General features: G+C 67.5%; 25 protein-coding genes. 14 read left to right on the top strand and 11 right to left on the bottom strand.

Annotation, left to right across the window (positions count from 1 at the left end; all coding sequences use genetic code 11):
• Window positions 1–27 precede the first annotated feature (27 nt).
• Both JOF57_RS22770 and JOF57_RS22765 read left to right on the top strand, forming a co-directional pair.
• Window positions 28–810, top strand: coding sequence for an SDR family NAD(P)-dependent oxidoreductase (locus tag JOF57_RS22770; RefSeq protein ID WP_209920294.1), 783 nt, complete (start codon window positions 28–30; stop codon window positions 808–810).
• Window positions 811–858: 48 nt separating this feature from the next.
• A complete protein-coding gene (locus JOF57_RS22765) occupies window positions 859–1,734 on the top strand; it encodes an SDR family NAD(P)-dependent oxidoreductase (protein ID WP_209920292.1) in 876 nt (291 codons plus the stop codon).
• Here the strand turns inward: JOF57_RS22765 and JOF57_RS22760 are convergent.
• The 6 genes from JOF57_RS22760 to JOF57_RS22735 form a co-directional block, all read right to left on the bottom strand.
• Complete coding sequence (locus JOF57_RS22760; RefSeq protein ID WP_209920288.1) at window positions 1,717–2,028, bottom strand: hypothetical protein; 312 nt, start codon at window positions 2,026–2,028, stop codon at window positions 1,717–1,719. The genes JOF57_RS22765 and JOF57_RS22760 overlap by 18 nt on opposite strands.
• Window positions 2,029–2,045: 17 nt before the next feature.
• Window positions 2,046–2,333, bottom strand: coding sequence for a hypothetical protein (locus tag JOF57_RS22755; RefSeq protein ID WP_209920285.1), 288 nt, complete (start codon window positions 2,331–2,333; stop codon window positions 2,046–2,048).
• A gap of 65 nt (window positions 2,334–2,398) precedes the next feature.
• Window positions 2,399–4,594 (bottom strand): acyl-CoA dehydrogenase family protein, encoded by a 2,196-nt coding sequence (locus tag JOF57_RS22750; RefSeq protein WP_209920282.1) that lies wholly within the window; start codon window positions 4,592–4,594, stop codon window positions 2,399–2,401.
• 85 nt (window positions 4,595–4,679) lie between these two features.
• A complete protein-coding gene (locus JOF57_RS22745; RefSeq protein ID WP_209920281.1) occupies window positions 4,680–5,669 on the bottom strand; it encodes a 2-hydroxyacid dehydrogenase in 990 nt (329 codons plus the stop codon).
• Window positions 5,645–6,772, bottom strand: a complete 1,128-nt coding sequence (locus JOF57_RS22740; protein ID WP_209920277.1) for an alpha/beta hydrolase — start codon at window positions 6,770–6,772, stop codon at window positions 5,645–5,647. Before JOF57_RS22740 ends, JOF57_RS22745 begins: the two co-directional genes overlap by 25 nt.
• Entirely contained in the window at window positions 6,769–7,398 is a 630-nt protein-coding gene (locus tag JOF57_RS22735) for a TetR/AcrR family transcriptional regulator (RefSeq protein WP_209920273.1), read from the bottom strand. The genes JOF57_RS22740 and JOF57_RS22735 overlap by 4 nt, the downstream gene beginning before the upstream one ends.
• A 125-nt stretch (window positions 7,399–7,523) precedes the next feature.
• Here JOF57_RS22735 and JOF57_RS22730 point away from each other — a divergent pair, with 125 nt between their 5' ends.
• Complete coding sequence (locus tag JOF57_RS22730; protein WP_209920261.1) at window positions 7,524–8,105, top strand: VOC family protein; 582 nt, start codon at window positions 7,524–7,526, stop codon at window positions 8,103–8,105.
• A gap of 9 nt (window positions 8,106–8,114) precedes the next feature.
• Here JOF57_RS22730 and JOF57_RS22725 read toward each other — a convergent pair whose 3' ends face one another.
• The 3 genes from JOF57_RS22725 to JOF57_RS22715 are packed head-to-tail and all read right to left on the bottom strand — an operon-like array spanning window position 8,115 to window position 10,432.
• A complete protein-coding gene (locus JOF57_RS22725; RefSeq protein ID WP_209920259.1) occupies window positions 8,115–8,951 on the bottom strand; it encodes an SAM-dependent methyltransferase in 837 nt (278 codons plus the stop codon).
• 7 nt (window positions 8,952–8,958) lie between these two features.
• Window positions 8,959–9,816 (bottom strand): helix-turn-helix domain-containing protein, encoded by an 858-nt coding sequence (locus JOF57_RS22720; protein WP_209920256.1) that lies wholly within the window; start codon window positions 9,814–9,816, stop codon window positions 8,959–8,961.
• Window position 9,817: 1 nt separating this feature from the next.
• The gene (locus JOF57_RS22715; RefSeq protein ID WP_209920255.1) at window positions 9,818–10,432 is read right to left on the bottom strand and encodes a TetR/AcrR family transcriptional regulator; all 615 of its coding nucleotides are present in this window, start codon (window positions 10,430–10,432) and stop codon (window positions 9,818–9,820) included.
• Window positions 10,433–10,548: 116 nt separating this feature from the next.
• Here JOF57_RS22715 and JOF57_RS22710 point away from each other — a divergent pair, with 116 nt between their 5' ends.
• A complete protein-coding gene (locus JOF57_RS22710) occupies window positions 10,549–11,409 on the top strand; it encodes an oxygenase MpaB family protein (RefSeq protein WP_234938822.1) in 861 nt (286 codons plus the stop codon).
• A 6-nt stretch (window positions 11,410–11,415) separates the two neighbouring features.
• Here the strand turns inward: JOF57_RS22710 and JOF57_RS22705 are convergent, their stop codons facing one another.
• Both JOF57_RS22705 and JOF57_RS22700 read right to left on the bottom strand, forming a co-directional pair.
• Complete coding sequence (locus JOF57_RS22705; protein ID WP_209920250.1) at window positions 11,416–11,847, bottom strand: type II toxin-antitoxin system VapC family toxin; 432 nt, start codon at window positions 11,845–11,847, stop codon at window positions 11,416–11,418.
• A 6-nt stretch (window positions 11,848–11,853) separates the two neighbouring features.
• Window positions 11,854–12,111, bottom strand: a complete 258-nt coding sequence (locus tag JOF57_RS22700) for an antitoxin (RefSeq protein ID WP_209920248.1) — start codon at window positions 12,109–12,111, stop codon at window positions 11,854–11,856.
• 71 nt (window positions 12,112–12,182) lie between these two features.
• On the opposite strand from JOF57_RS22700, the gene JOF57_RS22695 reads away from it, so the two are divergent.
• From JOF57_RS22695 to eccD, 10 genes are all read left to right on the top strand, one after another.
• Window positions 12,183–13,076, top strand: a complete 894-nt coding sequence (locus tag JOF57_RS22695) for a class I SAM-dependent methyltransferase (protein WP_209920246.1) — start codon at window positions 12,183–12,185, stop codon at window positions 13,074–13,076.
• 186 nt (window positions 13,077–13,262) lie between these two features.
• Entirely contained in the window at window positions 13,263–15,032 is a 1,770-nt protein-coding gene (gene eccA / locus JOF57_RS22690) for a type VII secretion AAA-ATPase EccA (protein WP_307870079.1), read from the top strand.
• A complete protein-coding gene (eccB, locus tag JOF57_RS22685) occupies window positions 15,029–16,582 on the top strand; it encodes a type VII secretion protein EccB (RefSeq protein ID WP_209920244.1) in 1,554 nt (517 codons plus the stop codon). The genes eccA and eccB overlap by 4 nt, the downstream gene beginning before the upstream one ends.
• On the top strand, window positions 16,579–20,547 hold the full coding sequence (gene eccCa / locus JOF57_RS22680; RefSeq protein WP_209920243.1) for a type VII secretion protein EccCa: 3,969 nt from the start codon (window positions 16,579–16,581) through the stop codon (window positions 20,545–20,547). Before eccB ends, eccCa begins: the two co-directional genes overlap by 4 nt.
• Entirely contained in the window at window positions 20,547–20,858 is a 312-nt protein-coding gene (locus JOF57_RS22675; protein WP_209920242.1) for a PE family protein, read from the top strand. Before eccCa ends, JOF57_RS22675 begins: the two co-directional genes overlap by 1 nt.
• Before the next feature lies 1 nt (window position 20,859).
• On the top strand, window positions 20,860–22,431 hold the full coding sequence (locus tag JOF57_RS22670) for a PPE family protein (RefSeq protein WP_209920241.1): 1,572 nt from the start codon (window positions 20,860–20,862) through the stop codon (window positions 22,429–22,431).
• Window positions 22,432–22,492: 61 nt separating this feature from the next.
• The gene (gene esxG, locus JOF57_RS22665; RefSeq protein WP_209920239.1) at window positions 22,493–22,786 is read left to right on the top strand and encodes a type VII secretion system protein EsxG; all 294 of its coding nucleotides are present in this window, start codon (window positions 22,493–22,495) and stop codon (window positions 22,784–22,786) included.
• 29 nt (window positions 22,787–22,815) lie between these two features.
• Window positions 22,816–23,103 (top strand): WXG100 family type VII secretion target, encoded by a 288-nt coding sequence (locus tag JOF57_RS22660; protein WP_003880383.1) that lies wholly within the window; start codon window positions 22,816–22,818, stop codon window positions 23,101–23,103.
• Window positions 23,104–23,119: 16 nt separating this feature from the next.
• Window positions 23,120–24,043 carry an ESX secretion-associated protein EspG gene (locus JOF57_RS22655; protein WP_209923638.1) on the top strand — a complete coding sequence of 308 codons (924 nt, stop codon included), beginning with the start codon at window positions 23,120–23,122 and terminating at the stop codon, window positions 24,041–24,043.
• Between the two features lie 2 nt (window positions 24,044–24,045).
• A complete protein-coding gene (gene eccD / locus JOF57_RS22650) occupies window positions 24,046–25,464 on the top strand; it encodes a type VII secretion integral membrane protein EccD (RefSeq protein WP_209920237.1) in 1,419 nt (472 codons plus the stop codon).
• Window positions 25,465–25,470: the final 6 nt, after the last annotated feature.

The raw sequence follows: 25,470 nt of genomic DNA, 5'->3' as shown, positions 1-25,470 counted from the left end.
CGCGTCGAATGGAGGTAGTACTGGCGCGTGAACATCGACCTCTCCGGAAAGACCGCACTCGTCACGGGCTCGACGCAAGGCATCGGGCTGGCGATCGCCGAGCAGCTGGCACGTAGCGGTGCTCGGGTTGCCGTCAACGGCCGCACGTCGGGACGGGTCGATGAAGCCGTCGCCAAGCTCGGCGAGTTCGATGTCCTGGGCGTAGCCGCCGACGTCTCCACCGAGGACGGGACGGCCGAGCTGCTGCGTCAGCTGCCCGACGTCGACATCCTGGTGAATAACCTCGGCATCTTCGGTGCCGTGCGGCCGCTGGAGATCACCGACGACCAGTGGCGCACCTACTTCGACGTGAATGTCCTCGCCTCGGTGCGACTCATCCGCAGCTACCTGCCCGGGATGACCGAGCGGGGCTGGGGCCGGGCCATCCAGATCGCCAGTGACTCGGCCATCGTCACGCCGGCGGAGATGATCCATTACGGCGTCTCCAAGACCGCGCTGCTCGCGGTATCGCGGGGTTTCGCCAAGGAGGCAGCGGGTACCGGCGTGACCGTGAACTCGGTGATCGCCGGACCGACTCATACGGCGGGTGTCGAGGACTTCGTCTACCAACTCGTCGACAGATCGCTGCCGTGGGATGAGGCGCAGCGGGAGTTCATGATCAAGCATCGGCCGCAGTCGCTGATCCAGCGGCTGATCGAGCCCGAGGAGATCGCGAACATGGTGACCTACTTGGCTTCTCCGCTGGCATCGGCCACCACCGGTGGGGCGTTGCGGGTCGACGGTGGTTACGTCGACTCGATCCTGCCCTAAGGAGCGCAACCCCCGGCGGGACCGCAAGATCGAACGTATTCTGCGGTCATGGGGGTGCAGAGTGTGGCAGGGAAGGTCGCCGTCATCACCGGTGGTGCCTCCGGTATCGGTGCGGCGCTGGCGACCAGACTGGCCGGGGAAGGCGCTGAGGTCTGGATAGCCGACAGGCAGACCGACGCCGCGCAGGATCTCGCCCGCCGGCTCGATGAGAGCGGCGCGACAGCCCACGCGATCGAGCTCGACGTGCGCGACTTCGCCTCGTTCGAACGGATTGCCACAGAGATCGTGCAGCAGTCCGGCCGCATCGACTACCTGTTCAACAATGCCGGCATCGGGGTCGCCGGCGAGGTCGATTCGTACACGCTCGATGATTGGAACGACGTCTTCGATGTGAACTTGCGTGGTGTGGTGCACGGCATCCAGTCCGTCTACCCGATCATGATCAGACAGCGCAGTGGTCACATCGTGAACACGGCTTCGATGGCAGGTCTCATGTCAGGCGCGGGCCAGGCAAGCTACGCCGCCACCAAACATGCCGTCGTCTCCATCTCACGGACGTTGAGAGTCGAGGCCGAGCGGCACAACGTGCTGGTTTCGGCGCTGTGCCCCGGCGTGGTCCGGACCCCGATCCTCGCCGGTGGCAAGTTCGGGCGGATCAAGGCGCCGGTGGCCAGCGATGAGGAGTACGTGAAGGAGGTCTGGGAGCCGTTGCGGCCCATGGCTCCTGACGTGTTTGCCGACCGCGTGGTGCGTGCGGTCAAGCGGGGTGACGCGACCATCATCGTGCCCGCGTGGTGGAAGTTGCTCTGGTACCTGGAGCGGTTGTCGCCGCGGCTGGCCTTGCGCCTCGCGAAGACGGCGATCACCCGGGCCCGTGCTGTGGAAGCGTCACTCAGTAAGGGTGCATCAGGAGAGCATCGCTGAACCCGGTACAGCCAGGCACATCAACGACGCCGCCAGCAGGAACCAGCCTGCGCCGTGCCAGATCGGCCAGGTGCCCTCGGCTTTCCACACCTGATAGGTCCGGATGAAAGCCCCGAGCCCGCCGACGAACATGATCGTGGGAACCAGCGTCGCCGAGAGCACGGAGTGATCAAAGGCGTAGAACGTCAGCGCCAAGCCGGCAACGGCGACGACGGCGACCACGTAACCCACCGCCGAGCGGAACATCTCCGGGTCGTGCCAACGCTTTTCGACATCGTCCTCGTCGCTACCCATGGCTTCAGCTCACCTGGTCATGGCGGGCCGTTGATGTACCAGGCCAGGCAGCCCGGGCGGTCTCGGCAGGCAATGATGGCGCCGGCATCGGGCGCGGACCCGCGTATCCGGGGTGGCCTGGGCTGCAGATTGCAGTTCACCACGTAGGGGTTCCACGGGATCACGCCGTTCACACATGGGTCGGCCTGGATCTCGGTGGGCCCCGCGGAGACCTGTCCCCACCCGGCGGTCGGCGCGATGACGACCGACAGCGCCACTGCGCCCAACAGCATCGGGCGCAGAATGCGTAGTCGTGACGTGCTCATCGTTGAGTGTCAACCGTTTCTGGTAGCCGCCTATTTCGACGGTACGCCTGACACCGCGGAGAACGTTACGGATCGCGGGGCAGGCCCAGTAGGCGTTCGGCGATGATGTTGAGCTGAACCTCGGTGGTACCGCCGTAGATCGTGGTGGCGCGGCTGGCCAGCAGGTACTCGGCCCACCGGCCGAATTCCTGCTCGGGATCCCCGATCGCCCCGTCGGTGCCGAAGGTCGCCACCGCGAACTCCGCATAGCCCTGACCGGTTTTCATCGACAACAGTTTGGAGATCGCCGCGGCCGGCATGGCATCGCCGCCGGCCAATGTCAGCAGGGTGGACCGCAGGTTGAGCACCCGGGCGGCGTGTCCTTCGGCGATCAGCTGGCCCGCGCGATTCTGGTCGATCTGGTCGAACTGGCCCGCACCGAGGAAGGCCACGAACTGCTCGAGGTTGGCCAAGAACGGCGGCTCGCTGCTGCCGATCGACACCCGCTCGTTGGTCAGGGTGTTGCGGCTGACTTCCCAGCCGCGGTCGACCTCCCCGAGCACCATGCTGTCGGGCACGAACACGTCGTCGATGAACACGGTGTTGAACATCGCGTTGCCGGTCAGCTCGCGCAGCGGCTTCACCTCGACACCGGGAGCTTTCATGTCCAGCAGGAAGTAGGTGATGCCATTGTGCTTCGGTGCGCTCGAGTTCGTTCTCGCCAGCAGGGCGCCCCACGCCGAGTACTGAGCGCCCGTCGTCCAGATCTTCTGCCCGGTGATGCGCCAGCCACCGTCGACCTTGGTGGCCTTCGTGGTCAGGCTGGCCAGGTCCGAACCCGCACCCGGTTCGGAAAACAGCTGACACCAGATCATTTCGCCGCGGAACGTCGGTGACAGGAACCGCTGCTTCTGCTCATCGGTGCCGAACGCCACGATCGACGGGATGATCCAGGAGGCGATACCCATCTGTGGGCGCCGCACTCGGCCGCTGCTGAATTCCTGGGCGATGATGATCTGCTCGATCGGCTCGGACGCGCGGCCCCACGGCTTGGGCAGGTGTGGCTGCACCCAGCCGCCCTCGGCGATCGCGGTATTGCGTTCGGTACCGCTCGGGATCTCTTTCAGCGCAGCGACTTCCGCGCGGATCTCGTCACGCAGCTTCTCGGTGTCGGGATCGAGGTCGATATCTACCGGGCGCATCCCGGTGGCGGTCGCGGTATCGACAACCAACTGCGGGTAGTCCGAGGCCCGGCCGAAGCAGGCCGCCAGGACGAGCGCCCGTCGGTAGTAGACGTTGGTGTCGTGTTCCCAGGTGAACCCGATCCCGCCGTGTACCTGGATGCAGTCCTGGGCGGTGTGCTGTGCGGCAGCGGGTGCCAGGGTGGCGGCCACCGCCGCAGCGAACTCGAAATGGGTTGTCGCCGAGGGGTCTTCCTGAGCATCGTCCAAAGACCGGGCGGCGTCCCAGACGGCGGCGGTAGCCCGCTCGGTGTCGGCGATCATCCCGGCGCACTTGTGCTTGATCGCCTGGAACTGGCCGATCGGCCTGCCGAACTGTTCGCGGATCTTCGCGTACGCGGTGGCGGTATCGGTGGCCCAGCGCGCAACACCGATCGCCTCGGCCGACAGCAGTGTCGTGATCAGTGCCCTGGCGTGGGTGCGGCTCAGGTCGGACAGCACCCGGTCGGCTTCGACCTCGACGGCGTTGGCCCGCACGTGGGCCAGCGGGCGCAATGGATCCACGCTGCGCACGGGCTCGATCTCGAGCTGGGCGGCGTCCAGCACCACCCATTGGACGCCGGACTCGATCGCGACCGGGAGCACGAGGATCGATGCCTGTGCCGCGGCGGGTACCGCCCGGGCCTCGCCGCGGACGACCAGGCCGTCACCGTGGCGGGTCGCGGTCAGGCCGGAGTCGATGGCGTAGGCCGCGATGGTCTCGCCCGAGGCCAGGCCACCGAGGATCTTGGCCTCGGGGTTGCCTGCCGAGATCAGCGCGCTGGCGATCGCCGAAGGGACGAAGGGCCCGGGGACCGCGCCGTAGCCGAACTCGGCCAGTGTGATGGCCAATTCCAGGATGCCGAAGCCTTGCCCACCAACGGATTCCGAGAGGTGGACGCCCTGCAGCCCCTGCTCGGCCGCGGCTTTCCAGTACGGCGGGGGGTTTGGGATCGGAGTCTCGAGTGCTTCGTGCAGCACCTCCGAGGGCGCCACCCTCGTCACCAGGGACCGGACCGAGTCGGCCAGGTCGCTGTGCTCAGACGTGATCGCAATGGGCATGCGGTTCCTCCATCCGGGGCATCACTCTATTAACCGGTCGGTTGGGCCGAGGGTACCCCGGCGTGACCGGCGCCACTCCGGCGGCCTATCTCACCCCGTTAACTACGTGGGCCAACGGTTCACCATCACGAATGCGCCGGCAGTTGTCCACCGCCATGGTCAGATACCGCCGCATGGTGTCGGCCGTGTACCAGGTGACGTGGGGCGTCAGCACCACATTGGGGAGCTCCAGCAGAGGGTTGCCGGGCGGGACCGGCTCTTCGGCGAACACATCCAGCCCGGCCGCGGCCAGCTGCCCGGTGCGCAGCGCTTCCACCAGTGCCGGCTCGTCGATGATCGGACCGCGCGCGGTGTTGACGACGACCGCGCCGGGCTTCATCGACGCCAGGGCTTTCTGGTCGAGCAGGCCCCGGGTGGCATCGGTCAGTGGGAGATGGAGCGAGACGATATCGCTGGCGGCCAACAGGTCCGGCAGACTGCGCCACCGTGGGTGACCGGTGTCGCGGGTGCTGGTGTGCACCACCTGTGGCGGTTCGGCGCCCATGGCGATGACGATCTTCTCGACTCGCTTGGCGATGTTGCCGTAGCCGAGAAGGCCCACCGTGCAACCGCTGATGTCACGGACGGTCTCGCCCAGGCTGTGATCCGACGGCCAGCCTTTGCCGTCCCGCGTGGCGCGGTCGAGCTCGGGCAATCGGCGCAGCGCGGCCAGCATCAGCAGCACGGTGCCCTCGGCTACCGAAGGGGCGTTGGCCCCGGGCATGTTGGCCACCAGGATGCCCAGTTGACTGGCGGTGTCGACGTCGATGGTGTTCACCCCGGCGCCCAGTTTGTGCACCAGCCGCAGCCGCAACCCCCGCTGCAGGTCGTCGCCGGATACCGGCCGCAGTACGTGCCAGAGCACCTCGGCAGTCGGAAGCTCGCGGTAGAAGGTGGTGTCGTCGTCCTCCGCGCAGAACCTCACGTCGAGCCAGTCCTGTTGGGGAGCAAGAAAATTCAGAACCTTCTCGCCTGGGGTGAAGTGTGCGAGGACCCGGATCGGGCTGGGGTTCACGGCCACCGTTTCGCGATCCATCCGGCGATGGTATCGGCCTGCTCGTCGCGGGCGCCGGAAGTGGTGAAGTAATGGTCGGTGTCGATCGAGCACTGTGCCTTGTCGGTGCTCGCCAGTGCGTCGTGAATGCGTCGGGCATCGGACGGGTACACGCCGGTGTCCTGGCCGGCGTTGATCACCAGCGCCGGGCAGGTGATCCGGGCCAGGTGTGGCTCGGCCCGGGTCTGGGCGTGGCGCAGGCTCCACATGCCGATCCAGTTCCGCACGGTGGTGGCCGCGGCGATGCCCCGGGCGGACCGGTTGGCCTTGATCGGTACCCCGGCATAGCAGAGGTTGGCGTGCCTGTTGGTCGGCTCGATCGTCGGATCGACCATCCGCGGGTCGGCCCACGTGCGCATGACGGTGAAGGGGCGATCTGAATATCCGGCCGCCTGAACTCTTTTGAGCTCGCTCTCGGCCCAGTCGGTGATCTTCTCGTTGCGCGCGACCTGCGCGGCGCGGTATCGCGCCACGAACTCGGCCGAATAAGGTGCCGGGTTGCGCTCGTCGAACAGGTCCAGTTCGGGGTCGCTGGCAACGGCGTCGTTCTCGTCGACGACGGAGGCGTCCATCCAAGCGGTCAGCACCTCCGGGCGGCCCGGGTGGGCCGCGCTGGCCACATACCCGTCGGCGGGCAGCAGTTCGGTCAGGCCCGTCGCCGGCCGCATGCCCTCCAGCGGCTGGACATTCGGCTCGACGGCTTGGGACTGATAGGCCGCCATCAGTGATCCGCCACCGGAGTTACCCAGCAGCACAACGGTTTCGATTCCCTGAACCTCGCGCAGCCAGCGCATCCCTACGCCGATGTCGACCAGGGCATGGTCGAGCAGGAAGCTGCTCTCGAAGCCGCGGAACCGGGTGTTCCAGCCGAGGAAGCCGACGCCCCTGCTCGCCAGGTAGTCGGCGATGTAGTGCTCGGAGAAGTCGATCTGGTAATGCGTGGCGATCACGGCCACTGTGGGTTTGTGGCCGGCACGACGGTAGTAGAGGCCCTGGCACGGGTACCCGCCGGCGCCGGCGCGCTGGGCCGTGGGGGATTCCAGCCCGATGAACTCGCGGACCACCTCCGGTGACGCTGTACTCATGAACGCGGGATCTCCTCGTGGTAGATGGTCCGATAGAACACGTTGGACAGGGTGGTGATGCAGGCGTCGTCGTCGGCGGCGGCGTCTCGGCCGCCGGACAGTTGGACATAGCAGAACTGGTTGAGCATCGAAACCAACGCGACGGCGGTGAGGTGGGCGTCGTCGTCAGGGCAGAATCCTTGCTGCTGAGCATGTTTGATCATCTCGGTGATCATGGCGATCGGTAGCCGGCAGATTTCGTCCCAGTATTCGGCGAAGTCGTCGTCGATCATCGCCATCTGGGACACGCTGATGATCTCGGCCAGGCGGTGCCGGTAGGTCATCCAGTGCGCGGAGGCCGCCTGGTGGCAGCGCTCCCGGTTGGTCAGGTTCGGTCCGGTCGCCGGAAGTGCGCGTTCGCGGGCCTCGTTGCGGAAGCGCAGGGCCCATTCGCGCACCATGGCTTCTTTGGAGGCGTAGTAGTTGTAGAACGACGCGGCCGACCGGCCTGCCTCGGAGGCGATATCGGAGATCGTGGTGGCCAGGATGCCCTTGCGGGCGATCACCGTGCGGGCCGCGCTGTCGATCGCCGCCTGGGTCTGGCGGCCTCGTGCGGTTGGCAAGGGGGTGCGGGGGCTGACGGTCACAGATTTCCTCACTCCCGGCGGGCCAGGACAACCGGCACGGCCATTGATCACATCTGAATCTGATGTTAGATTCAGATTCGCAGCTGCGCCAGTCCTTGGTGTATTCGCCCCGGAGGTTTATCGACGTGATCAAGCCCAACAACCCCAACTCGGAGTTCGAGTTCGGCGGAATCAACCATGTGGCACTGGTGTGCGCGGACATGGCGCGCACAGTCGACTTCTACACCAATGTGCTCGGCATGCCCCTGATCAAATCGCTGGATCTGCCCGGCGACATGGGGCAGCACTTCTTCTTCGATGCGGGTAGCGGGGACTGCATCGCATTCTTCTGGTTCCGCGACGCCCCCGACGGGGTGCCCGGGATTTCGGCCCCGGCCGCCATTCCCGGCATCGGCGAATTCGTCAGCGCCACCGGTTCGCTGAACCACATCGCCCTGCATGTGCCCGCCGAGAAGTTCGACGAATACCGGCAGAAGCTCAAGGCCAAGGGGGTTCGCGTCGGGCCGGTGCTCAACCACGACGACAGCCCGATGCAGGCGTCGGCCACGGTGCACCCCGGTGTCTACGTCCGGTCGTTCTACTTCCTCGACCCGGACGGAATCACGCTGGAATTCGCTTGTTGGACCAAGGAATTCGCTGATAACGACTTGCAGGCGGCGCCCAAGACTGCCGCCGACAGACGTCCGCCGGTGGGCGCCGGGCGGTAGTCAGTCCGGTTACGGCTTGGTGGCGGTGACGAAGTAGCCGCGCGGCACGCCGGGGACATCGAGCGACACCGCCGGGACGAACCACCGGTTCCACTTGTTGCCCGGCTCGGCCACATCGGTGACTACCGCTGACCAGCCCAGTGGTTCGCACAGTTGCTCCGGGGCGTCGGTACCGAACAGCCACGGCGCACCGTTGCGCTCCATCTGCTCGCGGACCGCAGCGAGCATCACGTTGTCCAGCAGAGTCTTGCCGACGATGTCGTAGAGCAGGACCGATCCGGGTGCAGACAACGCGTCGACGCGTTCGAACACCGTGTGCACGGCGTCCTCATCGAGGTACTGCAGCAGGCCCTCGATCAACCACACGGCAGGCACTGTCGGGTCAAAGCCGTTGGACCGTAAGGCATCGGTCCAGTCCTGCGTGAGGTCGACGCCGATGGCCACCCGCCGGCAGCGGGGTTCGTCGCCGGTCAGCACGTCCCCCTTGGCGGCGATCACGGCGGGCTGGTCGAGCTCGAAGACCGTTGTGCCGTCGGGCCAGGGCAGTCGGTAGGCCCGGGCATCCAGACCCGCGGCGAGGATCACCACCTGCGTCACCGGCGGCACGGCGTTCAACAGCGCCTCGTCCCAGTACCGGGTGCGCACCACGATCTGCAAGGTCGATTTGTCGCCGGTGGCGGCCACCGCCTCGGCGAGCATCCGCCGTCCCGCTTCACCGGCCAGCTTCTGCGCGAACGGATCGTCGAAAAGCCGGTCGGGACGGCGGGTTTCCTCGGCGCGGATGGCCGCCACCAGGGTGCCGGTATCGGCCACGGCCTGACTTGGGGGCTGTCCGGAGTTGGTCATATCGCCATCATGCGCGTTCGGCGGTGCCCGGGGCTTGGATATTTTTGTCCCGGCGCTGCGGCCCGATCCCGACGTGGCTCGGCAGCCAGGTGCGGCGCGGCATGTACTGCGTGGGCGTCATGGCGGTGAACGAACGGAACTCCCGGACGAGGTGTGCCTGGTCGAAGTAGCCGAGATCGGCCGCGATCCGGGCACCACTGGCTTCTCCGGCGTCCAGCAGCCTCATAGCGGCCTGGAACCGACGCACCCGCAGATAGGTCTTGGGGGTCAGACCCACCTCGGCCCGGAAAGCCGCGATCAGCCGTCGGGCCGATAATCCCGTCAGCGTGCAGGCATCGGCCACCCGTAGTGAAGGCCGACCTTCGGCCGCCTGCAAGACCGCACCGACTGCGGGATCGCGGGATCTCATGCGCGCCAGCAGAAATGACTCCACCAGGGCCACCCTCGACCGCGCCGAGGGCACTTCGATCAGTCGGGCGCGCAGGGTCGATGCGTCGCGACCCCAGATCGTGTCCAGGTCCACACAGTGGTCCTCCAGATCGTCCTGCGGCGCCGGCAGGAAAGCCGACGCGCCACCGGGACGGAAATGGATGGTCAGCACGGTTTGGGACGGATCGATCTGGGTGACGTACGAGGTCACACCGGCCCCGGCGATGAAAGCGGTCCCGACATCGAGGCGGGTGGTGGCATCGGCGACGAAGAAATCGACCTGCTCTCGGGAACCGAGATCGATTACCACGGTGGCGGCGCCGCGGGGGAGGGCACGGCTGCGATGGGTCGTGGCCTGCGCGTTGTGCCAGTATCCGAAAAACTGAACGTGGGCCGCCAGCGGTGGGCTCGGACGTAGCAATACCGGGCCGGCCACCTCAATCCCCTGGCTGTTGCATGCCGGCCACGGCGTCGAGCATCGAGCGCAACTGGCCGATGAGTTGTTCGGGGGACAGCGCGACCTCGCCGGACAGCCACGCGCTGATCGTCTGTGTCACCCCGCCGACGGCGAAATATGAAGTGGCCCTGAGATAGTCGTTCGCGCGTAGCTGCAACGCATCGCCGGCATGCTGACCGAGCAGCGTGGCGAACAGCGTGACGGACTCGATGCGCTTGCGAAGCAGCACCTCGTTGGACAGTTTGACGCTGAACAGCAGCCGACCGATCCGCGGATCCTTGGCGATCAGATGCACGATGTTGGTCATCCCGGCGGTGGTCTGGTCGGCCAGTGGAACAGCCGCGACGGCGGCCTGCGTCGAGGTCGCGATATCGGCGATCACCCCGTCATAGACCGCGGCGATGAAGTCGTTCTTGTCGGTGAAGCTCTCGTAGAAATACCGGGCGGCCAGCCCGGCGCTACGGCACACCGCGCGCACGGTGACTTCGGCGTCTTCGGCTCCGAGCAGTTCCAGCCCGGCCTCGAGTAGCTGGCTGCGGCGCTGCGCCAGGCGGTCGGCCGCTTCGACGCCGCGGTACGGACGGACCTGCTTCACCCACACATCTTGACACCTGTCAGCCTGGCAGGCCACTATCAGGAAACGCAGGTTCTCAGTTTCTAGGAGGGGTGGCCATGACGGTCAGCGAACCGGTCCCGCATATCGAGCGGCCGATGAACGAGTCGGCGCGTCCCGGAGCCGCGCCCAAGCGGCGGCGGGCCGCCGGCGTCGACGACGGGCTGATGGGTGTGGCGCTGCTGGCCGGCCCCGCCAACGTGATCATGCAGCTGGCCAACCCCGGCGTCGGCTACGGCGTTGTCGAGAGCCGTGTCGAGAGCGGTCGCACCGACCTGCACCCGGTCAAGCGGGCCAGGACCACCTTCACCTACCTCGCCGTGGCCACCCGAGGTAGCGACGCGCAGAAGGCGGCCTACCGGCGTGCGGTTAACAAGGCGCACGCGCAGGTGTACTCCACCGAGGACAGCCCGGTGAAGTACAACGCGTTCGACAAGAACCTTCAGCTGTGGGTGGCCGCCTGCCTCTACAAGGGCGGCGTCGACGTATTCCGGATGTTCATCGGCGAATTGGACGACGAGACCGCAGACCGCCATTACCGCGACAGCGTCACGATGGGCACCACGCTGCAGGTGCCCGAGTCGATGTGGCCGGCCGACCGCGCGGCGTTCGACCGGTACTGGGAGGAATCCCTGGAGCAGCTGCACATCGACGACACCGTGCGTGGATACCTGTATCCGATCGCTGCGGGCCGGCCCAAGAATCCGAAACTGCCCCGCTTCGTGCAGAGCCGACTCGATGCGGTCGCCCTGCTGATCACCACCGGATTCCTCCCGCAGCGCTTCCGGGAGGAGATGCGGCTGCCGTGGGATGCCGAGAGTCAGAAGCGGTTCGACCGCCTGATCGGGGTGCTGCGCACGATCAACGACCTCCTCCCGTCGTTCCTGCGTCAGTTCCCGTTCAACGTGCTGCTCAAGGACCTTGACTGGCGGATCCGCACTGGCCGTCCATTGGTGTGACGCCGGTCAGTCCAGCCCCGGCCTGATGTGACGGATCGAAGTGAACCGCGCAAAGTCCCGGTCGAGGCTGACCACGTCGCAGTGGTGTTCGACTGCGATGGCGACCAAGACGGCGTCGGGGACGAGATCGCCAGCGGCATCAGCTTCGTCGCAGATCTCGCGCAACAGTGTGAGGTGGCGGGGGCCCGGCCCGATGGTCAAATGGTTCGGCTGGGCGTTGACGGCGTCGATGAACGAGAAGGCGTCCGGTCGCGGTGAAGGGACCTCGAAGATTCTTCGATTGGTGGCCAATCGGAGAAACGACCCCCAGACCACAGTCGGGACGGCGAAGGGCTCGTCTCCGTCAAGTAGCTGGTCGAACCAGCCTTTGACCACATCGTGATCAGGGTGGTCGGCGCGGTGTACGGCGAGTACGACGTTGACATCGAGCAGGAACATGCGCGGTTACCGGCGGGAGTTGAGTTCGACGCTCTCATCGAGAGTCTCGTGCAACGCCCGGTTCGACCGTAGGTCGACGCCGGGGCGGGGGCCGCTGCCGCCGGTGAACACCGGAATCGCAGGCGGCGGCGCGGAGTTCTGCTCGGCGGCCAACTCGCGGCGCAGCGCGTCCTCGACGAGCGAGCCGAGCGACTGCCCCCGCTGTTGAGCGCGGAGCTTGGCCGCGGCCAGCAGCTCATCGGCGATCGCAACGGTGGTGCGCATGATGTCATGGTACGCGCATCACACGCATCACTCCGGGGTGAGTGTCAGGGAAGCGGCGTACCCTCGCGCTGGTGCGCACCGATAATGACAACTGGGATATCACCACGAGCGTAGGTTCGACAGCGTTATTCGTCGCGGCCTCAAGAGCATTGGAGGCCCGCAAGGCCGATCCGCTCGCTGTCGACAAGTACGCCGAGGCCTTCTGTCGCGCGGCCGGCGGCGAATGGATCGGAGCGGTCGAGGGCACCGACCCCGAGCACCCGTTGCAGACCGAGTTCGGCGAGAACTTCGTCAACTTCCAGGGGGTCCGCACGAAGTACTTCGACGAGTACTTCAACCGGGCCATCGACGCCGGGATTACCCAGATCGTGTTGCTGGCGGCCGGTCTGGATTCGCGGGCCTACCGCCTGCCGTGGGCCGACGGCACCGTGGTCTACGAGCTGGATCAACCCCGGGTGCTCGAGTTCAAGCGCGAGACCATCGACCTGCTCGGGGAGTCGCCGACGGCGGAGCGCCGTGAGGTGGCCATCGACCTGCGCGACGACTGGCCGCGCGCGCTGCGGGAGAGCGGCTTCGACCCGTCGCGGCCCTCGGCCTGGATCGCTGAGGGACTCCTCATCTATCTGCCTGCCACGGCACAGGAACAGCTGTTTGCTGGTATTGATGCGCTGGCCGCGCCGGGGAGCTTCGTCGCTGTCGAGGAGGGGCGCCCGATGCCGGACGAGGCATTCCAGGCCAAGCGGGCTGAAGCGGTGTCCTCCGGCGAGGAGAACGCGTTCTTCACGCTGGTGTACAACCAGCAGCACGCACCCGCGGAGCAGTGGTTCGGCGAGCACGGCTGGGACGCCGTCGCGACACCGCTTCATGACCTCCTGGCCCGGGCAGGCCGGCCCGTGCCCGCTCCGGGGTCCGATGCCGGCGTGATGACGGGAACTATCACCTTGGTGGCTGCGACCAAAAGGTGAGGCAGTTCACGAGCTAGTCCACCTACGTGCCTCTCGACAGTTAAGTTATGCAATGCTAACTTCAGCAAAAGTTAGCTTAGCCATACATAAGGGAGAGAATCGGGGGCTTCGTCGCTCCCGTGCACGCATATGGGTAGTGACACGCTTGCGGCTCCGCCTCAGGGAGCGCCCCGGCTCGATCGCGATGTGATCAGCCGTTTCGCCACATGTTGTCGTGCTTTGGGCTTGACGGTGAACGACCGGCAGCGTCCGGCCGACCTCACCGCAGCCCGGTCCGGCTTTGCTGGACTCGCACATATCGCGCACGATCACTGTGACGCCTGGACCGGTCTGGCTGCCGCGGGCGACGTGTCCGGTGCGGTCATCGACGCGGTGTGGCGCACCCGCGGCAGTGCCGGTCTGCTGCAGCGCGAGATCGACCTGGCCGCCGGAGACCTCGGTTTCACCTTTGACAGCGGGCTGTACCTGCAGTTCCGGGCCACCGAGGTGGACGACTTCCAGCTCGCCTACGCGGCGCGGCGCGCCGGCGAGGGGCAGCTCGCCGAGGCCGACGCGCTCGTGGGTGAGCTGCTCGCCCGTCGACCGGGATGGTTGAACGCCACCTGGCTGCGGGTGGCGCTCAACCACCAGGCCCAGCGCTGGAACGACGTGGTGCGGTTGCTCACCCCGGTCGTCACCGACCCGTCGCTCGATGAGGTCACCGGTCACGCCGCACGGACCACGCTGGGTATCGCGCTGGCCCGGCTCGGCATGCTGGCACCCGCCCTGTCGTACCTGGAGGACCCGTCCGGTCCGATCGCCGTGGCCGCCCTCGACGGCGCGCTCGCCAAGGCGCTGACCCTGCGCGGGCAGGGCGAGGACGAGGACGCCAACGAGGTGCTGCAGGATCTCTTCGCCGCGCACCCGGAGAACAAGCAGGTCGAAGACGCCCTGTCGGATCCCACCTTCGGGCTGCTCATCACCACGGCCTCGCGCATCGACGCCCGCAGCGACCCGTGGGATCCCGACACCGAACCGTCGGAGTCCGACTTCGTCGACCCCGGTGCCAAGGAGCGCAAGGCCCACCTTCTGATCGAGGCCGAGGCCGAGCTGGCCGAATTCATCGGTCTGGAAGAAGTGAAGTTCCAGGTGGCGCGGCTCAAGAGCTCGGTCGCCATGTCGATCCGACGCCAGGAGCGCGGACTGGCCGTCGCGCAGCGCACCAACCACCTCGTGTTCGCCGGCCCGCCCGGAACGGGCAAGACCACCATCGCCCGCGTCGTCGCCAAGATCTATTGCGGCCTGGGACTTCTCAAGAAGGAGACGGTCCGCGAGGTTCACCGTGCCGACCTGATCGGTCAGCACATCGGTGAGACCGAAGCCAAGACCAACGCCATCATCGACAGCGCGCTGGACGGTGTGCTGTTCCTCGATGAGGCCTACGCGCTGGTGTCCACCGGGGCCAAGAACGACTTCGGCCTGGTCGCCATCGACACGCTGCTGGCCCGCATGGAGAACGACCGTGACCGGCTCGTGGTGATCGTCGCGGGGTACCGCAAGGACCTCGACATGTTCCTGGACACCAACGAAGGTCTGCGTTCGCGCTTCACCCGCAGCATCGACTTCCCGTCCTACTCCTCGCCCGAACTCGTCGAGATCGCCGAGCGGATGGCCGAGAAGCGTGACAGCACCTTCGAGAAGGCCGCGCACGACGACATGGAGAAGCTGTTCGGCTACCTGGCGCAGGCCACCACGCCCGACGGCAACGGTGTGCCGCGACGCAGCCTGGACATCGCCGGTAACGGCCGCTTCGTCCGCAACCTGGTCGAGCGTTCCGAAGAGGAGCGCGAGTACCGCCTCGATCATTCCGAGCACGACGACTTCACCGACGAGGAGATGATGACGATCACCGCCGGTGACGTGAACAGTTCGGCCGGCCCGCTGCTGCGTGGCCTGGGTCTGACGGTGCCCGCATGACCGCGCCCGGCCCCGACGAGCGTCGCTCGTTCACGTCCCGCACGCCGTCCAACGAGAACCCGGACCAGGTGTCCTACCGGCGTGGCTTTGTCACCAAAAACCAGGTCACGGGCTGGCGATTCGTCATGCGCCGCATCGCTTCCGGTGTCGCGCTGCACGACACCCGCATGTTGGTCGACCCGCTGCGCACGCAGAGCCGGGCAGTGCTGACCGGCGCCCTGATCCTGGTCACGGGTCTGATCGGTTGCTTCCTGTTCTCACTGTTCCGGCCGGGTGGATCGGCGGGCAACGACGCGGTCCTCGCCGACCGGTCGACGGCGGCGCTGTACGTGCGCGTGGGTGAGCAGTTGCATCCGGTGCTCAATCTGACCTCGGCGCGGCTGATCACCGGCAAGGCGGACAACCCGACCACGGTGAAGACCAGTGAGATCGACAAGTTCCCGCGGGGCAACCTGCTGGGCATCCCCGGCGCGCCGGAACGTATGGCGCAGAACACCGCAAGTGCCGCCGATTGGACTGTGTGCGACGCAGTTTCGGGCACCAACGTGGGCGTGACGGTCATCGCCGGCGAACTCGCGACGGGCGACGAGCGCGCATTGCCGCTGGCGCCCGGTCAGGCCGTGCTGGTGCACAACCCGGCCGGGCCGACCCCGGGCGACTGGGTGCTGTGGGACGGCAAGCGCAGTCCGATCGTTCTGGCCGACCGCGCGGTCACCGATGCACTCGGCTTCGGCGCAGAGATCCCGGCGCCGCGACCGATCGCCGCCGGCCTGTTCAACGCCATCCCCGAGGCTCCGGCACTGACCGTGCCCGGCATCGCCGATGCCGGCGCGCCGACGAGCTACGCCTTGTCGACACCGGTGCCCGTCGGCGGTGTGGTGGCCGCTTACGACGCCGACAACACCGCCCGCTACTACGCGGTGCTCTCCGACGGCCTGCAGCCGGTTTCGCCGGTGCTCGCCTCGATCCTGCGCAACAGCAACTCCTATGGCCTGGACCAGGCGCCGCGCATCGGGCCCGACGAGGTGTCGCGGATGCCCGTCTCGCGTGCCATCGACACTGCGGGCTACCCGGAGGCACCCGTCACCCTGGTCGCACCGTCGACCGCCCCGGTGACGTGTGCACAGTGGATCAAGCCCGCCGGTGCCACCGAGAGCAAGCTGTCGGTGCTCTCCGGAGCGGCCTTGCCGGTACGGGACGGTCTGCACACCGTCGACCTGGTCGGAGCGGGCAGCAACGGTGCCGCCAACCGGGTCGCACTGACCCCCGGCAGTGGCTACTTCGTCCAGACCGTCGGCGCCGAACCGGGATCGCCGACCGCAGGCTCGTTGTTCTGGGTGAGCGACACCGGCGTCCGATACGGCATCGACACCGCAGGTGACGACAAAGTTGTTGAGGCACTTGGTCTCACCTCGCCGGCCCGACCCATTCCGTGGTCGATCCTGACGCAGTTCGCGGCGGGTCCGACCTTGTCCCGTGGCGACGCCCTGACCGCACATGATGCGCTGTCGCCCAACGTAAATGCTGCGCGCCTGGAGGCCACGCGATGAGTAGGCTGATCTTCGAGCACCAGCGCAGGCTGGCTCCGCCGACCACCCGCAAGGGCACCATCACGATCGAGCCGCCACCCCAGTTGGAGCGGATGGTTCCGCCGTCCCTGCTGCGCCGGGTGCTGCCGTACCTGATCGTCATCCTGATCGTGGGCATGATCGTGGCGCTGTTCGCCACCGGCATGCGGATGATCTCGCCGACCATGCTGTTTTTCCCGTTCGTGCTGCTGCTGGCGGCCACGGCGCTCTACCGCGGCAGCGGCAACAAGATGCGCACCGAGGAGGTCGACGCCGAGCGCGCCGACTACCTGCGCTACCTGTCCGTCGTCCGGGACAACGTCCGTGCCCACGCCGGTGAGCAGCGGGCGGCGCTGGAGTGGTCGCACCCGGAACCCGAGGTTCTGGCGACCATCCCCGGCACCCGCAGGCAGTGGGAACGCGACCCGCGGGACCGAGACTTCCTGGTGCTCCGCGCCGGGCTGCACGATGTGCCGCTGGACGCTGCGCTGAAGGTCAAGGACACCGCCGACGAGATCGACCTGGAACCGGTGTCGCACAGCACCCTGCGCGGTCTGCTCGATGTGCAGCGCACCGTGCGCGATGCCCCGACCGGCATCGACGTCACCAAGCTGGCCCGGATCACGGTGATCGGTGAGGCCGAGGAAGTCCGTGACGCGCTGCGCGCCTGGATCACCCAGGCGGTCACCTGGCACGACCCGACCATGCTCGGAGTGGCACTGGCCTCACCCCACGTCGATTCCGACGCCTGGTCATGGCTGAAATGGCTTCCGCACGTGGACGTTCCGTCCCAGGCGGACGGTGTCGGCCCGGCCCGTTATCTGACCACCGGTGTCAACGAGCTGCGTGGGCAACTGGATTCGGCCCTGGCCGGCCGACCCGCCTTCCCCACCGAACCGGATCAGGTCCTCAAGCATCTGCTGGTGGTCCTCGACGACCCTGAAGCCGATCCCGACGACATCGCGCGACGGCCCGGTCTGACCGGCGTGACCGTGATCCACCGATCTGACACGCTGCCCAACCGCGAGCAGTATCCCGATCCCGAGCGGCCCATCCTGCGGGTCATCGAAGGCCGGATCGAGCGCTGGCAGAGCAGCGGCTGGCAGCCCTACGTCGCGCAGGCCGACACGATGTCGGCCGCCGAGGCCGCGCACATCGCGCGCCGGCTGTCGCGATGGGATTCCAACCCCGGCTATGTGCGGTCCACCGCCACCGGCAGTGCCACTTTCGGCACGCTGCTGGACATCCCGGACGCCTCGGCCCTGGATGTGGCCAGCCTGTGGGCCCCGCGCAACCGCGACGACGAGCTGCGGGTGCCGATCGGCGTCACCGCCACCGGCGAACCGCTGTACTTCGACCTCAAGGACGAGGCCGAAGGCGGCATGGGCCCGCACGGCCTGATGATCGGTATGACGGGTTCGGGCAAGTCCCAGACCCTGATGTCGATCCTGTTGTCGCTGTTGACGACTCACTCTGCCGAGCGGCTCATCGTGATCTACGCCGACTTCAAGGGTGAGGCCGGAGCCGACATCTTCCGCAACTTCCCGCAGGTCGTCGCGGTCATCTCGAACATGGCCGAGAAGCGGTCGTTGGCCGACCGGTTCGCCGACACCCTGCGAGGTGAGGTGTCCCGTCGTGAGCAGTCGCTCAAGGAAGCCGGTCGCCGGGTTCAGGGCAGCGCGTTCAACTCGGTCACCGAGTACGAGGCGGCTATCGCGGCCGGGCATGACCTGCCCCCGATGCCGACGCTGTTCGTGGTCGCCGACGAGTTCACCCTGATGCTCGCCGAGCATCCCGAGTATGCGGACCTGTTCGATTACGTTGCGCGCAAGGGTCGCTCGTTCCGGATTCACATTCTGTTCGCGTCGCAGACCCTGGACGTGGGCCGGATCAAGGACATCGACAAGAACACGTCGTACCGGATCGGCCTGAAGGTGTCCAGCCCCAGCATCTCTCGTCAGATCATCGGGGTCGAGGACGCCTATCACATCGAATCGGGTCGCGAGCACAAGGGCGAGGGCTTCCTGGTGCCGGCCCCGGGTGCGGTGCCGATCAAGTTCCGCAGCACCTACGTCGACGGTATCTACGACCCGCCCCGCGTCGAGAAGTCGATCGTGGTGCGGGCACTGCCGCAGCCGCAGCTGTTCACGGCCTCTCGGGTCGAGCCCGAGCCCGATACCGTGATCGTCACGAACGAGCCGGAGTTCGCCGCTGCGCCGCCGCGCAAACTGATCGCCACCATCGGCGACCAGTTGGCCACCTACGGTCCGCAGGCGCCGAAGCTGTGGCTGCCGCCGCTGGACGGCGCGATCGCGCTGGACGACGTCCTGGCCCGTACCGATGTGGAGCCCGGCCAACTGCGCTGGCCGCTGGGCGAGATCGACAAGCCATTCGAGATGCGCCGGGACGCCTTGGTGTTCGACGCCAACTCGTCGGCAGCCAACGTGCTGATCCACGGTGGTCCGCGATCCGGCAAGTCGACCGCACTGCAGACCTTCGTCCTGTCGGCCGCGGCACTGCACTCGCCGAGTGAGGTGAGCTTCTACTGCCTGGACTACGGCGGCGGACAGCTCGCCGGTCTGGCCGGTCTGGCTCACGTCGGCAGCGTGGCGACCCCGATGGAGCCCGAGCGCATCCGCCGTACGTTCGGCGAGCTCGAGCAACTGTTGCGGGCACGTCAGCAGCAGGGCGCGGTGAACGGAAGCCGCCGATATGAAGATGGCTATGGCGAAGTGTTCTTCGTCATCGACAACCTCTACGCGTTCAGCCGGGACAACACGGACACGTTCAACACCCGCAATCCGTTGCTGGCCAAGGTGACCGAGCTGGCCAACACCGGACTGGCCTACGGCATCCACGTCGTGATCACCACGCCGAACTGGCTGGAGGTGCCGCTGGCGATGCGTGACGGCCTGGGCTTGCGTCTGGAGCTCAAGCTGCACGACAGTCACGACAGCATCGTGCGCGTGGTGGGTGCGCTGCGCCGCCCAGCGGAGTCGGTGCCCGCCGATCAGCCGGGCCGCGGCCTGACGATGGCCGCCGAGCACTTCCTGTTCGCGCAACCGGCACTGAGCGACATCGCCGTCATCAACTCCCGCTACCCGGGGCAGAGCGCACCGCCGGTGCGCTTGCTGCCCACCGCGTTGGCCCCCGCCGCGCTGGCAACGTTGTACCCGGCCCCGGAGCAGGTGGTCATCGGACAGCGCGAAGAGGATCTGGCGCCGGTGGTGCTCGACTTCAAGGACAACCCGCTGCTCGCGGTGTTCGGCGATACGAAGTCGGGCAAGACAACGCTGCTGCGCCACATCATCCGGACCATCCGGGAGAACTCCCGGCCGGACGAGGTCGCCTTCACGGTCATCGACCGGCGGCTGCACCTGGTGGAGGAGCCGTTGTTCCCGGACAACGAGTACACCGCCAACATCGATCGGGTGCTGCCGGCCATGCTGGGCCTCTCGGCACTCATCGAGAAGCGCCGCCCGCCGGCCGGTCTGAGTCCGCAGGAGCTCAGCGCCTGGAATCAGCGCTCGGGACCCGACGGCCACATCCACTATCTGATCATCGACGACGTGGACCAGATCCCCGACGGACCGGCGGCCGGCGGGCCGTTCGCCGGGCAGCGCCCGTGGACGAACATCGCGGGACTGTTGGCCGAGGCAACCGATCTGGGCCTGCGTGTCATCGTGACGGCCCGGGCCACCGGGTCGGCGCATGCCGTGATGACGGCGCCGCTGCTGCGTCGCCTCAACGATCTGCAGGCGACCACGTTGATGCTGTCGGGCAATCCGGCCGACAGCGGCAAGCTCCGCGGGCATCGGTTCGCCCGGTTCCCCGCGGGACGAGGCATGTTGCTGGGCAACGGCGACGCGCCCGAGTTCGTCCAACTCGTCAACCCACTCATCGATGACACGGCACTTTCCGTGAACAACGGGCGAAAGGAATTCTGATGACATTGCGGGTAGTTCCAGAAGGATTGACCGCCGCCAGCGCGGCCGTCGAGGCGCTCACCGCGCGCCTGGCTGCCGCGCACGCCGCGGCCGCCCCCCTGGTCTCGGCGGTGATCCCGCCTGCGGCCGACGCAGTCTCGTTGCAGACCGCGACCGGTTTCAGCGCGCACGGCGCCCAGCATTCGGCGATGGCCGCCCAGGGTGTCGAGGAGCTCGGCCGTTCGGGCGTCGGCGTCGGCGAGTCCGGTGCCAGCTACCTGACCGGCGACGCGATGGCGGCTTCGTCCTACCTGATCGCACGCGGCATCTGAGATGACTGCCCCCATGTGGATGGCCCTACCACCCGAGGTGCACTCGACGCTGCTCACCAGCGGTCCAGGTGCCGGGTCGTTGCTGGCCGCCGCGGGGGCCTGGCAGTCGCTGAGTGCCGAATATGCTTCGGCGGCAGCAGAACTCACCAGTGTGCTGGGTACGGTACAGGCCGGGTCCTGGGAAGGTCCGAGCTCGGAACAGTACATCGCCGCGCACGGGCCCTACCTGACCTGGCTGGCGCAGCAGAGCGCGAACAGCGCTGCGGTGGCCGTGCAGCACGAGACCGCGGCCGCGTCGTACACGACGGCACTGGCCGCCATGCCGACCCTGCCCGAGCTGGCGCTCAACCATGCGGTGCACGGCGTGCTGATCGCCACGAATTTCTTCGGCATCAACATGATTCCGATCGCGGTCAACGAGGCCGACTACGTCCGGATGTGGATCCAGGCGGCCACCACCATGGCCACCTACCAGGCCATCTCGGGGGCCGCAGTGATGGCGACACCGACCAGCACACCGTCGCCGATGCTGCTCAAGCCAGGCGTCGGGGAGGCCGGTACGGCCTCGGCCAACGCGCGGCAGATGGCCTCGCAGGGCACTGCGTCCGAATCCGGATCGGCGCTCACCACTGCGGATGCGACCGCCGACAACCAGTACCCGAATCTGCCGCAATGGCTGGTCGACTACCTCGGTAACGATGCGATGATCGGCGGCAAGGAGCTGCTGCGGTTCCTCAACGATCCGCTCGGAACCATCCAGGCCATGCTCACCGACCTGATGACCAACCCGGCCGGTTTCCTGACCACCTGGGGGCCGTTCCTGTTCGGCGTCATCTATCAGATGATCTTCCAGCCGGTGGGTTGGGGCACGTGGATCGGCGTTGCGCTGTCCCCGTTTCTGGTGCCGCTCCTCGGCATCGGCCTTGCCGCATTGGGTTTCCTCGACCTGCTTCCCACCGACGACGTTGCACCCGACGCTCCGGCCGATGGGGATGCTCCGGCGGCGCCGGTGCGGGGCGATCAGGGCCTGCCGATGGCCGGCCTGGCTCCGGGGGGAGTCGGCGCCGGAGCGGGAGCCGCCGCGCCCGCGGCCGCGCCTGCCTCCGGAGGGGTTGCGGCACCGGCTCCAGTCGCCGCGGCGGCCTTCGCACCGTATGCGGTGCTCGGCAGTGACCCCGAGGAGGGCTTCAGCCCGACGGTGGGGGGCAAGTCCAGTGCGCACGCACCGGCTTCCGGCATTCCCGCGGCGGCATCCGGTGTGGCCGCATCGCTCGCGGCACGGCGTAAGCGCCGTCGCAAGCGAGGTGCGGCACTGGAAGACCACGCCTACGCAGACGCGTACATGGACTACGAACAGCCCGACCTGGACCCCGCACCACGGCCGCAGCCGCGGGTGCGGGCATCCGAAAGCGGTGCAGGCACCGTGGGATTCACCGGTACCGAGACGAAATCCGATGCCACCGCGGCCGGGCTGACCACCCTGGCCGGCGAGACCTACGAAGAGAGTCCCGCCTCGCCGATGCTGCCCGGTTCCTGGGCGCCCGGCGATTCTGAAGGGGGTATCCGCAGCTGACCAGATCATCTCCACCACGTTCGACGCACCGCCAAATGTCTACGACCCGAAAGGAAAATCCATGAGCCTGTTGGATGCTCACATTCCCCAGCTGATCGCCTCCGAGGCGGCCTTCGGCGCCAAGACTGCCCTGATGCGCAGCACCATCGCGCAGGCCGAGCAGGCCGCCATGTCGTCTCAGGCCTTCCACATGGGTGAGGCCTCCGCGGCGTTCCAGGCCGCACACGTCCGATTCGTCGAGGTGTCGGCCAAGGTGAACGCGCTGCTGGACATCGCGCAGCTCAACCTCGGCGACGCCGCGGGCACCTACGTCGCCCAGGATGCCGCCGCCGCCAGCACCTACACCGCGGTCTAACCGAACTACCCCCGGATACAGGAGTTTTCATGTCTCAGATCATGTACAACTACCCGGCCATGCTGGCTCACGCCGGAGAGATGAACACCTACTCGGCTGCCCTGCATGCCGTCGGTGCCGACATCGCCAGTGAGCAGGCCGCGCTGAGCAGCGCCTGGCAGGGTGACACCGGTATGACCTACCAGGCCTGGCAGGCCCAGTGGAACCAGGCGATGGAAGAGCTGACCCGGGCCTACCGTGCCATGGCGTCCACGCACGAGATGAACACCATGTCGATGAGTGCCCGCGACGCGGCCGAAGGCGCCAAGTGGGGCTGATGCCGGTGGCTCCGCATTGAGTACCGGAGCCAACGCGGTCGAGCTGACCACCGATCAGGCCTGGTACCTCGCCGAGGTACTGGGCGCCGGGGGGTACCCGTGGGTGCTGGCCATCACGCCGCCCTACAGCGAACCGGCACAGCGGGCCGGCTTTGTCGCCGAACAGGCCGCTGAACTGACCAGGATGGGCGTGCTCGACGCCGGTGGCGGAGTCAATCCTCGGGTGGCGCAATGGGTTCGGCTGGCTTGCCGGGCGGCCCAGTGGTTGGACCTGCGGTTCGTCTCCGGGCCGGGGGATCTGCTGCGTGGCATAGTGGCGCGCACCGGCGACCTGACCGGCCGGACCGTTGTCGTCCTGCGTAACGCGCAGTTGGTGACGTTCACCGAGATGGACATCGCCCACCCCCACGCCCTGGGCCCGGTGCTCACGGCCGGGCTGTCGCAGCGTAGGCCGGCGCGGTTCGAGGAGTTCGCGCTGCCGGCCGCGGCCGGCGCCCGCGCTGACGAGCAGATCCGCAACGGCACGCCGCTGACCGAGGTGCTGGGATTCCTGGGAGTCCCGGCCTCGGCCCGCCCGATCGTGGAGGCGGTGTTCGACGGGCGCCGGACGTATGTCGAGATCGTGGCCGGAGAGCATCGCGACGGCCACCGGGTCACCACCCAGGTGGGGGTCAGCATCATCGACACCCCCGGGGGACGGATTCTGGTCTCCCCGTCGAAAGCCTTCGACGGGGAGTGGATCTCGACCTTCACGGCAGGCAGTGCCGATGCGATCGCCATGGCGATCGAACGGCTCACCGCCTCCCTGCCGAGCGGTTCCTGGTTTCCCGACCAACCGCTCATCCGCGACTTCGACAGCGAAGCCGCCAACAACGCACTATCCAACGATGCTGTACCCCACCGAGATCCACGCTCCATGAGAAGAACCCAGAAAGCATAGGAATGTCCGACAACACTGTGATGCCGATCGTCCGGGTGGCCGTACTGGCTGCCGGAGACGATGGTGGCCGGCTGACCGAGATGGCCCTGCCGTCCGGTCTGCCGCTGCGCGAGATTCTGCCCGCGGTCCAGCGCATCGTGCTGCCCCCCAGCGGCGGCGACGACGGCGCGAGCGCCCCGGACCCGGTTCGGCTCAGCCTGGCCCCGGTGGGCGGTGCGCCCTACAGCCTGGATGCCACCCTCGACACGGTCGGTGTGGTGGACGGGGACCTGCTTGCGCTGCAAGCCGTCCCGTCCGGCCCGGCTGCCCCGCGCATCGTCGAGGACATCGCCGATGCGGCGGTGATCTTCTCGGCTGCCCGGCGACGTCCGTGGGGCCCCGCGCACATCGCACGGGGCGCGGCGCTGGCCCTGATCGGGCTGATCCTGGTGGGCACCGGTCTGGCCGTCGCCCATCGCGTCGTCACCGGTGAGCTGCTCGGGCTGTTCGTGGCGGGCGGCATCGCCGTCGCCACCGTGCTGGCTGCGCTGTCGACCCGGGCCCGGTCAGGAGCCCTGGCCACCGCGTTGGCCGTCACCGCGCTGGTCCCGGTCGGCGCAGCGTTCGCCCTCGGTGTCCCAGGCGAATTCGGTGCACCCAGCATCCTGCTGGCTGCGGCGGGAGTGGCTGCGTGGTCGTTGATCAGCATGGCCAGCTCGCCCGGTGACCGGGGTATCGCGGTGTTCACCGCGACCACCGTGGCCGGTGCCGGCGTGTTGTTGGTCGCCGCAGCGGCCACGCTGTGGGAGCTCAACGCGACGGTGATCGGGTGCGCCCTGATCCTGATCGCCCTGGTGGTCACCGTTCAGGCCGCCCAACTGTCAGCCATGTGGGCGCGTTTCCCGCTGCCGGTCATCCCGGCGCCGGGTGATCCTTCCCCGTCCGCACATCCGCTCTCGGTGCTGGCCGATCTGCCGCGCCGGGTCCGGGTGAGCCAGTCGCATCAGACCGGCGTGATCGCCGCGGGTGTGCTGCTCGGCGTCGCGGGGTCGGTGGCCCTGGTCGGTTCGTCGGCTGCGTCGCCGTGGGCGTGGTACGTCGTGGTCGCCGCCGCGCTCGGCTCCGCCCTGCGGGCTCGCGTGTGGGACTCCGCTTCCTGCAAGGCCTGGCTGCTGGCCCAGCCCTACCTGCTGTCCGTTGTCCTGTTGGTGGCCTTCGCGATCGACGGCCGGTATGCGGCCGCCTGGTTGACTCTGGCTACGCTCGCCGTGCTCGTCGCGGTGTGGATTCTCGCCGCACTGAATCCGCGGGCAGCATCGCCGGATACCTACTCGCTGCCGATGCGGCGCCTGGTGGGCTTCCTGGCAACCGGGCTCGATGCATCGCTGATTCCGGTGATGGCCTTCCTCATCGGGCTGTTCAGCCTCGTCCTCGACAGGTGATGAATC

Origin of the sequence: Mycolicibacterium lutetiense (assembly GCF_017876775.1) — a bacterium.
In the GTDB taxonomy this organism is placed as follows: Bacteria; Actinomycetota; Actinomycetes; order Mycobacteriales; family Mycobacteriaceae; genus Mycobacterium; species Mycobacterium lutetiense.
The sequence above is the reverse complement of the archived record's forward strand: the minus strand, read 5'-3'. Positions and strand labels throughout refer to the sequence as shown.

What these genes read in the sequence shown, in the direction of transcription:
- JOF57_RS22675 (WP_209920242.1), top strand. Translation starts at nt 20,547, where the DNA reads ATGACATTGCGGGTAGTTCCAGAAGGATTGACCGCCGCCAGCGCGGCC.
- eccD (WP_209920237.1), top strand. Translation starts at nt 24,046, where the DNA reads ATGTCCGACAACACTGTGATGCCGATCGTCCGGGTGGCCGTACTGGCT.
- JOF57_RS22765 (WP_209920292.1), top strand. Translation starts at nt 859, where the DNA reads ATGGGGGTGCAGAGTGTGGCAGGGAAGGTCGCCGTCATCACCGGTGGT.
- JOF57_RS22660 (WP_003880383.1), top strand. Translation starts at nt 22,816, where the DNA reads ATGTCTCAGATCATGTACAACTACCCGGCCATGCTGGCTCACGCCGGA.
- JOF57_RS22705 (WP_209920250.1), bottom strand. Translation starts at nt 11,847, where the DNA reads ATGTTCCTGCTCGATGTCAACGTCGTACTCGCCGTACACCGCGCCGAC.
- JOF57_RS22750 (WP_209920282.1), bottom strand. Translation starts at nt 4,594, where the DNA reads ATGCCCATTGCGATCACGTCTGAGCACAGCGACCTGGCCGACTCGGTC.
- JOF57_RS22670 (WP_209920241.1), top strand. Translation starts at nt 20,860, where the DNA reads ATGACTGCCCCCATGTGGATGGCCCTACCACCCGAGGTGCACTCGACG.
- JOF57_RS22700 (WP_209920248.1), bottom strand. Translation starts at nt 12,111, where the DNA reads ATGCGCACCACCGTTGCGATCGCCGATGAGCTGCTGGCCGCGGCCAAG.
- JOF57_RS22760 (WP_209920288.1), bottom strand. Translation starts at nt 2,028, where the DNA reads ATGGGTAGCGACGAGGACGATGTCGAAAAGCGTTGGCACGACCCGGAG.
- JOF57_RS22710 (WP_234938822.1), top strand. Translation starts at nt 10,549, where the DNA reads ATGAACGAGTCGGCGCGTCCCGGAGCCGCGCCCAAGCGGCGGCGGGCC.
- JOF57_RS22755 (WP_209920285.1), bottom strand. Translation starts at nt 2,333, where the DNA reads ATGAGCACGTCACGACTACGCATTCTGCGCCCGATGCTGTTGGGCGCA.
- JOF57_RS22745 (WP_209920281.1), bottom strand. Translation starts at nt 5,669, where the DNA reads ATGGATCGCGAAACGGTGGCCGTGAACCCCAGCCCGATCCGGGTCCTC.
- eccCa (WP_209920243.1), top strand. Translation starts at nt 16,579, where the DNA reads ATGAGTAGGCTGATCTTCGAGCACCAGCGCAGGCTGGCTCCGCCGACC.
- eccB (WP_209920244.1), top strand. Translation starts at nt 15,029, where the DNA reads ATGACCGCGCCCGGCCCCGACGAGCGTCGCTCGTTCACGTCCCGCACG.
- JOF57_RS22740 (WP_209920277.1), bottom strand. Translation starts at nt 6,772, where the DNA reads ATGAGTACAGCGTCACCGGAGGTGGTCCGCGAGTTCATCGGGCTGGAA.
- JOF57_RS22725 (WP_209920259.1), bottom strand. Translation starts at nt 8,951, where the DNA reads ATGACCAACTCCGGACAGCCCCCAAGTCAGGCCGTGGCCGATACCGGC.
- esxG (WP_209920239.1), top strand. Translation starts at nt 22,493, where the DNA reads ATGAGCCTGTTGGATGCTCACATTCCCCAGCTGATCGCCTCCGAGGCG.